Source organism: Streptomyces sp. NPDC057963, from assembly GCF_042887155.1.
In the GTDB taxonomy this organism is placed as follows: Bacteria; Actinomycetota; Actinomycetes; order Streptomycetales; family Streptomycetaceae; genus Streptomyces.
On sequence record NZ_JBHVPX010000065.1, the window covers coordinates 1 to 3,708 of the forward strand.

1 protein-coding gene is annotated in these 3,708 nt (G+C 66.8%); it reads right to left on the reverse strand.

Going from position 1 to position 3,708, the window contains the following annotated elements:
* A partial coding sequence (locus ACFVT1_RS40930; protein WP_389805850.1) for an amino acid adenylation domain-containing protein occupies positions 1 to 3,708 on the reverse strand: 3,708 nt, incomplete at both ends.

Below are 3,708 nucleotides of genomic sequence, written 5' to 3' on the forward strand. Positions count from 1 at the left end.
CGCGCCGCGTACGCACACGCCAGATCCGCAGTCAACGGCCCCATCGACCACCCATCCGCAGCAATATGATGCAACACCAACACCAACACCGACTCAGCACCGGTGTCGACGACGTGCACGCGCATCGGAAGATCGGCACCGAGATCGAACTTGTGCTCGCACTCCTGGGATATTCGTTCGTCGGCCAGTTGCGGCAGGCTCTGTGACCACTGCACAGTGACGGTGGCCTCTCCTGCCGGGAGGATGACCTGCAGTGCCTCGCCGTCCTGCTCGGGATACACCGTGCGCAGGGTTTCATGCCGGATCACCACATCGGATATGGCCTCCTGGAACGCCTCCCGGTCCAGCGCCCCGGAGACGTGGCTGACCAACGCGATGTTGTACGCGGCGCTCCCGCCGTCGACCTGGTGCAGGAACCACAGCCGACGTTGCGCCGGGGACAGCGGTACCTCGGCCGGCCGGGGATGCACCGTTGCCAGGGGAACCACGTCGGCCGCATCAGCCTGGCGCAGCCATCGCTCCAGTCCGGCCACGCTGGGATTCTCGAACACCGTGGGCAGAGTCAGCTCCGCCCCGAAGGTCACCCGCACCCGGTTGACCAAACGGGTGGCCAAGAGGGAGTGCCCCCCCAGCGTGAAGAAGTCGTCGTCGACGCCCACGTCGGGCACACCGAGCAGTTCGGTGAACAGCCCGCACAGCATCTCTTCGCGGGGAGTGCGCGCGTGCCGCGACGTGCTGCCGTAGTGCGGTGCGGGCAGAGCGCGACGATCGAGCTTGCCATTGGTGGTGAGAGGGAACGCGTCAAGCGTCACCAGCGCGGACGGCACCATGTACTCCGGCAACCGCCGGGCGAGGCACCGTCGTATCTCGGAGGGCTCGGCCGAGCCGGTGACGTAGCCGACCAGACGCCGTTCGCCCGGCTGGTCCTCGCGCACCAGGACCGCGGCGTGGCCGACCCCTGGGCATGCGAACAGCGCGGCCTCGACTTCACCGAGTTCGATCCGGAAGCCGCGGATCTTGACCTGGTCGTCGGCACGCCCGACGAACAACAGCCGACCGGACCTGTCCCAACGCACCACATCGCCCGAGCGGTACATGCGGGTGCCTGGGGGACCGAACGGATCGGCGACGAATCGGGACGCGGTCAGCCCGGCCTGGCTCACGTATCCCCGGGCCAGCCCGGCGCCCGCGATGTAGAGTTCCCCCGCAACCCCCGGAGGTACCAGCCGCAGTGCCTCGTCCAGCACGTAGACATCGGTGTTGGCAACGGGGCCACCGATGGTCACTTGTTGCCCGGCGGGCAGCGGACCGCCGGTCGCGCAGACCGTGGTCTCGGTGGGCCCGTAGGAGTTGACCAGGTTGTGGGTGGTTGCCCACTGGTCCACCAGCCATTGCGGGCAGGACTCGCTGGCCGTGATGACCACGGCCCCTTCAGGTACTGCGTGCGTCGGCAAAGCGGCGAGCATCGACGGCGTGACCAACACATGGGTGATGTCCGGAGCATCGCCCGGCCGGGCCGTGAGCAACGCTTCCGGCTTGCCGATCACCAGTGTGCCGCCGAGCAACAGCGCCATGACCAGCTCCCAGACGGAGCCGTCGAAGCTGATCGACGCCAATTGCAGCACGCGGTGCGCCGAGTCCGGTGCTACGAAGTCGCGGTGCCGGCGTACCAGTCGGGTTATTCCGGTGTGCGCAAGAGCGACCCCCTTGGGCTTTCCGGTCGATCCCGAGGTGTAGATGACGTAAGAGAGGTGGCTGTGCTGCAGCGGAGCCGCCCGGTCGGCCGGACGGATGTCGTCGGCGGAAAACCCCGAAAGGTCGAGGTCGCCGAGGAGCACGGTGGGCATGCCGACATCGCCCAAGGCATCCGCGGCGTCGACCAGTGCTATCCCAACGGCACTGTCCGCGAGTACGAATTGCTTGCGCTGCGATGGATACGCCGGGTCCACCGGCAGGTACGCGCCGCCGGCCTTCGCGATCGCGAGGAACGCCACCACCCAGTCGAGCGAGCGTCGGGTGGACACGGCAACCGGAACGTCCGGGCCGACGCCCTGACGGATCAAGTAGCGTGCGAGCTGATTGGCGCGTGCGTTCAGCTGGGCGTACGACGTGCCGACCCCGTCTGCTTCGACGGCCACCCGTTGCGCATCGGCCTTGACCTGGTCCTCGAACAGTTCGGGCAGGGTGCTCGGCACTACGTCGTCGGTCCGGTTCCAGTCCTTCAGCAAACGCCGCCGGTCCGCGGCGCTCAGCAGGTTGATCTCTCCGATTCGGAGTGATGAGTCGTGGGCGACCGCGCTCAGCAGACGCACCAGCCGGTCGCCCAGTTCGCTTACCGTGTCCTTGTCGAACAGGTCCGTCGCGTAGGTCAGCGTCAAGGTGATGCCGTGGGCTTCGTCCTCGGTCACGCCATGCTCGATCGCGCCGATGAGAAGGTCGAACTTTGCCGGAGACATCGGCACTCGACCGGTGGTCGTCTCGACCCCGGCGAGCCGCAGCCCCGGCGCCTCGTCCTCGACGCTGAAAGCGACTTGGAACAGCGGATGGCGAGACAGCGACCGGCTGAGGCGCAACTCCTCAACTATGCGGTCGAAGGGCACGGCTTGGTGCTCGAATGCCGAGAGGTCGGCTGCGCGGATCCGACCGAGCAGCTCGTCGAACCGGGGATCACCGGAAGTGTTGGTGCGCAGTACCAAGCTGTTCACGAAGAATCCGACGAGGTTGTCGAGAGCCGGATCGTAGCGGCCTGCCACCACCGTGCCGAGCGGGATGTCGGTGCCGGCGCCGAGCCTGGTCAGCACGGCGCTGAGAGCCGCGTGGACGACCATGAACATGGTGCTCTTGTGGTGACGGGCGAGGTCTCGCAGCCGGTGATGAGTCTCCGGCCCGACCCGCACAGTCACTTCGGCTCCGTTGTGGGAGGCCCGTGCCGGCCGCGCCCTGTCGTACGGCAGTGCCAGTTCTTCCGAAAGGCCCGCAAGCGCTTCCCGCCAGTACGCCAGGTCGTCGTCGTGCCGGTCTTCCTGCTGGAGGGACCAGAGGGCGTAGTCGGCGTACTGAACCGGTAGCGGGAGCCACTCGGGTTCCCGGCCGGCGGTCCTGGCGGAGTACGCGCGCTCCAGGTCGGCAACGAGTGAACCCATCGACAAGCCATCGGCCGCGATGTGGTGTACCACGAGAACAAATACCGCTTTGTCGACGCCAGTTCGCACCACATGCGCGTGCACAGGCAGTTCGGTGGCAATGTCGAACTCGTAGGCGCACTGCTCGGCCACTGCTTCGTCGATGCCTTCGAGCGCGCAGGACGACCAGCCGATCTCGACGCTCACGTCGGATCGAACCAACTGTGCCGGTTCGCCGTCGAGGTCGGTGAACACGGTACGGAGTGCCTCGTGTCGGCGTATCACATCGGAGAGGGCCATGCTCAGGGCATTGCTGTCGAGGGAACCGCGGACCTGTGTGACCAGTGGAATGTTCCAGACCGGGCTGGGACCGTCGAGCTCGTGCAGGAACCACAGTCGGCGCTGTGCCGGCGAGAGCGGTATCCGCTCAGGGCGGGGAACTGCGACCGTGACCCTCTCGGACGTGCCGACGCCGGCCGTTGCCAAATGATTGGCGAGGTCGGCGATGGTGGGGTGTTGGAAGAGGGTGTGGATGGTGGTGTGGGTGTTGAGGGTGGTGTTGATGCGGTTGGTGAGGCGTATGGCG